Annotated in this window: 6 protein-coding genes; 2 read left to right on the top strand and 4 right to left on the bottom strand. The window is 66.6% G+C overall.

Annotated elements, in window-relative coordinates; genetic code table 11:
* Positions 1 to 108 precede the first annotated feature (108 nt).
* Both AB0G15_RS43200 and AB0G15_RS43205 read right to left on the bottom strand, forming a co-directional pair.
* Positions 109 to 546 carry a hypothetical protein gene (locus AB0G15_RS43200; RefSeq protein WP_362851496.1) on the bottom strand — a complete coding sequence of 146 codons (438 nt, stop codon included), beginning with the start codon at positions 544 to 546 and terminating at the stop codon, positions 109 to 111.
* Between the two features lie 77 nt (positions 547 to 623).
* Positions 624 to 2,072: a hypothetical protein gene (locus AB0G15_RS43205; protein ID WP_362851498.1), complete on the bottom strand. Its 1,449-nt coding sequence runs from the start codon at positions 2,070 to 2,072 to the stop codon at positions 624 to 626.
* Between the two features lie 299 nt (positions 2,073 to 2,371).
* Here AB0G15_RS43205 and AB0G15_RS43210 point away from each other — a divergent pair, with 299 nt between their 5' ends.
* Positions 2,372 to 3,034 (top strand): hypothetical protein, encoded by a 663-nt coding sequence (locus AB0G15_RS43210; protein WP_362851500.1) that lies wholly within the window; start codon positions 2,372 to 2,374, stop codon positions 3,032 to 3,034.
* 312 nt (positions 3,035 to 3,346) lie between these two features.
* On the opposite strand, the gene AB0G15_RS43215 is transcribed toward AB0G15_RS43210, so the two are convergent.
* Positions 3,347 to 3,700 (bottom strand): hypothetical protein, encoded by a 354-nt coding sequence (locus tag AB0G15_RS43215; protein WP_362851502.1) that lies wholly within the window; start codon positions 3,698 to 3,700, stop codon positions 3,347 to 3,349.
* Between the two features lie 457 nt (positions 3,701 to 4,157).
* Here AB0G15_RS43215 and AB0G15_RS43220 point away from each other — a divergent pair, with 457 nt between their 5' ends.
* A complete protein-coding gene (locus AB0G15_RS43220; RefSeq protein WP_362851504.1) occupies positions 4,158 to 5,666 on the top strand; it encodes a DUF4389 domain-containing protein in 1,509 nt (502 codons plus the stop codon).
* Between the two features lie 403 nt (positions 5,667 to 6,069).
* Here the strand turns inward: AB0G15_RS43220 and AB0G15_RS43225 are convergent, their stop codons facing one another.
* On the bottom strand, positions 6,070 to 6,549 hold the full coding sequence (locus AB0G15_RS43225; protein ID WP_362851506.1) for a cation-translocating P-type ATPase C-terminal domain-containing protein: 480 nt from the start codon (positions 6,547 to 6,549) through the stop codon (positions 6,070 to 6,072).
* Positions 6,550 to 6,677: the final 128 nt, after the last annotated feature.

A 6,677-nucleotide genomic window follows, 5' to 3' on the forward strand; every position in this document is an offset into this window, starting at 1 on the left:
CGCTGGAACAACTCCCACAACTCATCGGGCACCAGCCATTGAAGGAACGCATCCACGATCGATCCAACGATCAACCGCCAAATGAGTCACGGTCTTAGACGCGGCACGTTAGTCGACCTCGTAAGCGCAGCCAGGAAGCGGCTCGATTGAATAGCGTGGACGGGCGGAATGGATCATGGCGAACGACACCGTGTGGCAGCGGACGAACGGGCTCACCCCGAACAGCGTCTCCCGCCCGGAGGAGGCGTTTATCGACACGACGAGGGTCGTGGAGGTCCGCTTCAACGAGAACACGGACACCTCGGCAACGGAGTCGTCGATTCGCCGGATCGACGACTCTCCGATGCTTCCGTCGGCGATGACCCTGTCGGCGAACACGGTAGCGATCTTCAGCGTCAGCTGTTCGGCCGAGCCGGTCGCACTCCGGTCGTAGAGGTAGTAAACAAGTGGCGGCCCCAGCACGAACAGGATGGCGATCGCCGTGGTGACGAACAGACATCCGCGCAGTCTCCCGTCGATTTCCGGGACCTTCGCGTCATCATCCATCATTCACCCCACCCGTATACCGGCCGGTCGCGCCGGAAAGTACCGGTGCGGAGTTCCCGCACCGGCACCGGCCTACTTTACCACCCGGTATAATTCACGGCTGGATTCGCCAGGTGTTCCTCAAGGACGGTGGCATGTGCACTAGCACCATCTCTGTTCGGATGAATGGAAGTGCGGCTCGCACATCGAAACCCCTCCGTGACGCAGCAGTCCTCGGTATCCTGGAAGTCACCGGGGCCGGTTTTAATAAAATTGATGTAGTGCACCCACCTGTCCCCGGGGAAGTTGGAGTCTATACACGCACCGTGGCCCTGAAACGCGGGCAGCGGGTTGGCGAAGGACACCTCCAGGCTGGCGTTTTTGAGCGCCTGGACCATACCGGCCTCCTCGACCGCGAAATGCTGAGTAAGCCGCTGGAACATTCCCTTCTCCTGATCGTCGAATTTCGGACACGACGTTCCGGCACTGGCGATCTCCGGGTATCCCATGAGGACTATTTTCGCCTTTTTCCCTCGCCCTTGGACGGCGTTTCCCACCTTGCTCTCAACCTCATATATAATATCCTTCACATTGGCCTGAACTCCGCCCTCCATTCGATCCCTAACCGCATGCGTTATATCGGACTTGATATCATTCTCATAACCGGAGCTATAACAGGAAATGATATAGCAGTGGCTGATGATGTTGCTGAATTTCGCGTCATTCCCGCCTATCGAAAGGGCGACCAGCGTGGTGTTCTTGTTAAGGAACCCGCTTTCCATCTGGGCGGCCTCCCTGAATCTGCCCTCAGCGTTTCCTCGATAGTCCGACCAGTCGCCGAGCGGATCGGCGGTGTACTGGTACTCCCCCGTTGTCATGTCCCGGGTGACCGCACCGGAGCAAGCCACGAACGCAAAATCCATCTTCGGGTCGAAGGAGTCGGCGAGCTGACCGACGGTTTGCGTCTCGCCCGGCAGGACGGCCTGCCTTATCCAGGCGTCCTTGCTCCGGCGGCAGGCGTTCCACCTGACGCTCTTGTAACCCATGTCGGTCTCGGGGTAATAGTTTCCGGCTCCTTCTCCCGACGCGAAGGAGTCGCCCATGCCGACGACGAAGTGCTTCGGTCTCTTCGCGAGGGTCTGGAAGGCGATGGCATCCCAGGCGATCGCGGTCGTGCCGTCACCCTCCAGGTTCAGGTTGGTCAGCGATACCTTGGGCGTTCCGGCGAACTGGAAGACGCCGAGGTTGTGCCAGGCGCTCTGCTCCCTCGCCTGGGAGAGATACCGGGTCTCGGTCTGACCGTTGCCGAGGTTGACGGTGTAGGGGGCCTGCTGCGTCTCGGCCCGCCGTTTGGGAATGTGGACCAGCACCCGAGCCCACCCGTTGACAGCTCGGTCGAGTTCCCAGGTGCCGGTCACCTTCATCACGTTGCCGTTACGTGCGGCGGTGCGGGTGTAGCCGAACCACTCATGACCGCCGAACCCGTTGCCGAGTTGCTGAAAGTCCGCTCTGGCCGGCACTTTCCCCGAGGCGTCCGGGTCTGTCAATCAAACGGCTCTGTCTCGTATTCGGCTCTGGCTCACTTTCGGTGGTGACCGAGCGTGGTCACAGGCGATAAGGGCGCGCTGGGGACGAATCAGCCGGCCAAAAGGGGTCGTGACGCGGTCCGGCGCGCAAGGGCGCGGGCAATCGCACGATCTTTCGGGCGTCTGATGAGGAACTCGCCCAGCTCCGCGACGTCAGCTTGATGCGCACGTTCCGTTACCACCGAAAGTGAGCCAGAGCCGTTTTTTCTACAGTCCCTCTTCCGGACGGGCGGCATGTCGTCGAGGTGACAAACTCCGGGATGATCCGTGTCCAAGACGCGAGCAACGGCACGGTGCTGCGGACCTTACGGGGAATGGGCAAGGCCGCCGTAGACACGCACAGCTCCGGTGTGGCGATGGACGCGGGGATCCAGCATGTGGCCATCGTCGACATCGACGGCGAGCGGGTTGTCGTCACCGACATGACCACCGCAAAGACCCGGCAGATCCCGGCGGCGCCGGTCTCGGGGATCGCCTACGTCGACGATCGCCTTCTCATCCAACAGTGGGAGGGCGCCCTGGAGATCTGGGACGCGTCAGGTGACAGACGCATCGACACCCTCGACAGCACCCCGTACAGAATCGCCGGCCCAGCCGTCGGCATCGGTGTCCTTGCCTCCAAAGGCATGGACGACACCCTCCTGCTGGCTGACGCGAGCTCCGGCCAGTTCCTGGGCTCCTTGCCCCTGCCACCCGGCGCTCGTCCTGCCTCCACCGGCCTGGACTTCTCTCCCGACGGCAAAATCCTGCTCACCGCGACCGAACAGTCCTCCCCTTCCGGCAGCGGAGTGGTCCTCGCCTGGAACCTCGACCCCAACGCCTGGGTAGCGATCGCTTGCACCACGACCTCCCGGCACCTCACCCCCGAACTGTGGAGGCACTACGTGGACGAGGAACCGCCCCCGGATCTACGGTGCCGCTGATGCCTTGCCGACCATCTCCTGCCCGGGTCCGGAAAAAGCGCCCGCACCTGGCGATCGGCCGGGCCGAGGCCGCTGTCCCAGCGGTGGCGGCTGATCCCCAGCTCTTCAGCCAGAGTGATGATCGGTTTATCACCGAGTCGGGCCGGCGCGACGGCGCGCTCACGAAACTCAGGCGAGTGAGGTGCAGGCACGGGTCTCTTCCTTCCCAGCCGACACAAGGTCGACTCAGACGAGGTGTCCGTCCTACGGGGGGAAGCTCAAGGCGTTGCTGGAGCACTCCGCCGGCCGTCCGCTGCGTGTCACCACCACCGCCTATGACTTCGAGCGGGCCGACCAGGCGTTGGCGGACCTGGCCGCCGATCGTTTCACCGGCGCCGCCGTGCTTCGCATCGGTGACGGATCACCTGCCGGAGATCGCGGTGTCCGGCCGGCGGGTTGGCCGGTGGAGGGGGAACGGCCCAGCGTGAGATAGACGATCGGGCCGATCGGCTGGACGAACAACAACGGCCACCACAGCGCCTTGGAGCCCCGGACCTGGCCGGCGGGCCTGCACCACAGGTCGGCGGCCGCCGTGGCGGTGAGCGACAGCTCTACGGAGGCCAGCGTCAAGATCGCCGCCTGCTGCCGGGCGGAAAGGTCACTCCAGCGCTTGTGCGAACGTTTCATGAGTGGCTCCTCGGTAGTGAGCGGCACCGGTTCGACGCGGAACGAAGCGACCGGCGCCTCCGGCTCCCCGGTGACGAGGTTGCGGTCGGCCACAGCCGTCTCCTTCGAGAGATCCGTCTTCCTTCGTCTCCATCACACACCTGCGGGAGAGCCGCGGCACCGGCCGGACGTCATCTGCCGCAAGGACCTTCGTCCTGGGCCACCGCGCCGGCCGACCTCCGCTCGACATCGGGCATGGAAACCGCGCAGGTCGTGAAACGCCTCATCATCGTGAGGTCTCCGTGGTCACAGGGCCGCCGATCGTGCCGGCCATGAACGCCGGGCGTGGAGAACACCCGGAATTCAGGGCCATCGGCGCGGCGGTTCGGGACTTTCAGCCGGTGGCGCGAGCGCGGCCGGGTGATGGGCTGGTGGGGTAAGCCGTTCTCATCGGTGTCTCCCGGAAGGAACCCGGACCATGAGCGCCCATCCCGTACGCGTGCGCGGCCACCTGGACGAGCCGCTGAGCCGTGGCCTGTGGCTGGTCAAGTGGCTACTGGCCCTCCCTCACTACCTCGTGCTGGGATTGCTGTGGATCGCCTTCGCCGTCTTGACGGTGATCGCCTTCTTCGCGATCCTGTTCACCGGCCGCTACCCCCGGCCGATCTTCGAGTTCAACGTGGGCGTGCTCCGCTGGACGTGGCGGGTCGCCTTCTACGGCTACGGAGCGCTGGGCACCGACCGCTACCCGCCCTTCACCCTCGGCCCGGCCCCGGACTATCCGGCCACGCTGGAAATCGACTATCCGCTACGGCTCTCACGCGGCCTGGTGCTGGTGAAGTGGTGGCTGCTGGCCATCCCGCATTACCTCATCGTCGGGCTCTTCACCAGCGCCGCCGTGCTCCTGTGGCGGGACGACCTGCCGGGTTCTGGCGGCCCCGTGCACAGTCTCGGTTTCGGCGGCCTCGTCGGCCTGCTGGTCGTCATCTCCGCCGTCGTCCTGCTGTTGCGCGGCCGCTACCCGCGTTCGATCTTCGACTTCGTGCTGGGCATGAACCGGTGGACGCTGCGGGTGGCCGCCTACGCCACCCTGATGACCGACGCCTATCCGCCCTTCCGCCTCGATGCCGGTGAGGAGGAACCCGCAGAAGGCCCCCAGCCTCCGCCCGGAGGGACCGGCCTTTCCCCTGCGGGCGGGAACCCCCTGTTCACAGGAGCGGAACCGGGAGTGGCCACCACCGCCCCGCCCCGGCAGCAGTCCCACGTGTGGTCGGCCGGGGCGGCCACCGCGGCCGTACTGGGTTCCCTGCTCGCGTTCTGCGCGCTGGGCGCCACCGCCGCCGGGACCGGTACCCTCATGCTCGACTCCACGCGTGGACCCGATGGCTTCGTTGACACCGGCATCGAGCGAGTGAGCACGTCCACGTACGCGCTCACCGTCGAGAGGGTCGAAATCGCAGGGCAGGGCGTCGGGTTCGTCAGCGACGCCGTCGGCCCGCTCCGCGTCCAGGTCACCGGAGTGGACAGGCCCGTGTTCGTCGGGATCGCCCCGCACCGCGAGGTCGCCACCTACCTGGACGGCGTCGCCCATGACCAGGTGACGCGCCTGGTCGTCTCCCGCGGCCCGGATGACGGCGCCCGTCCCGTTCGCGTTCCGGGCCGGGCTCCCGTCATCCGCCCCGGCACGCAACCGTTCTGGACCGCGCAGGCCGAGGGGATAGGCCGCCAGACCCTCACCTGGGACATCCGGCCGGGCGAATGGGCCCTCGTCGTCATGAACGCCGACGCCTCCGCGCAGGTGTCCGCCGACGTCCGGCTGGGCGCTCCCCTGGCTTGGACGGGGACTCTGATCACAGGGTCATTCGTCGCCGCGGCCGTCCTGTTCCTGGCCGGCGGTGGGCTGATCACGCTGGGCGTCCGCTTGGCCGCAGTCCCGCTCCCGCCCCTTCCCGCCACCTCCCCGACGGTCGTCAGCGGATCCGTCTGAGGGCCACCGATCGGCCCTCCCGGACCGAGCCCGCACGATCGCCTCCGCCCTGCGAGATGAAGACCCACGGTGCCCGGCCGGGCAGGACCCGAACCGTCCGCTGGTCGCACCGCTCAAAGCCTCCTGGTACCCGTGGCCGAACCGCTCCCAAGGAGGACGGCATCGTGACGACGTCCCCGCCTACCGGCACGACAGACGAGTTCACCGGTGACGGCGGGCGGGAACACCGTCAACGACGCCCTGCGGGTGTTCCATCCCGCGACAACCGCCGGCGAAGCCTGGAGGAGGACGTCCGGCGCGAGCTTCGACAGCGGTGGATCTCGCCGGACACCTCGCCTGCTGCTCGCCTTCTGCCGGTAACCGGTGATCGAGACTTTCGCCTCTGCCGTCGACCCGGTGGCCTTCACCTGGTTCGCGACCGATTCCGGGCCTGCCAGGCCTTGTGCGCGGCGTCGGCCAGGATCACGGCCGGGATCGCCAGGGCCGCCAGCGCCCAGCCCGCGGCGTCCGGGAAGGTCCCGCCGAGCAGGTCCGTCAGCACGGGCAGACTCAGGAAGGCCGCGAGCACCACCACCTCGAAGGCGATCGCCCCGAGTAGCAGCGGGTTGCCGCGCCAGTGCACCGGGCCGATCCAACGGGACTCGCTGCGGCAGGCGAAGGCGTTGGCGAGCTGGCCCAGCACCACGGCGGCGAACGCCGTACCGGAGGCCGTGGCGAGCAGCGCGGGCCCGGGTTCGGCGCCGAGCGTCCAGCCGCCCAGCAGCAGCATGCCGGTGAAAGCGGCCATCTCGGCCAGCGCCTGCACGGGACCGAGCACGCCGGACGCGGCGAGCAGCGGGTTTGTCCAGTTAACGGCTCTGTCCCGTAATCGGCTCTGGCTCACTTTCGGTGGTGACCGAGCGTGGTCACAGGCGATAAGGGCGCGCTGGGGACGAATCAGCCGGCCAAAAGGGGTCGTGACGCGATCCGGCGCGCAAGGGCGCGGGCAATCGCACGATCTTTCGGGCGTCT

It is taken from the genome of Streptosporangium sp. NPDC023825 (assembly GCF_040639575.1).
Lineage (GTDB): Bacteria > Actinomycetota > Actinomycetes > Streptosporangiales > Streptosporangiaceae > Streptosporangium.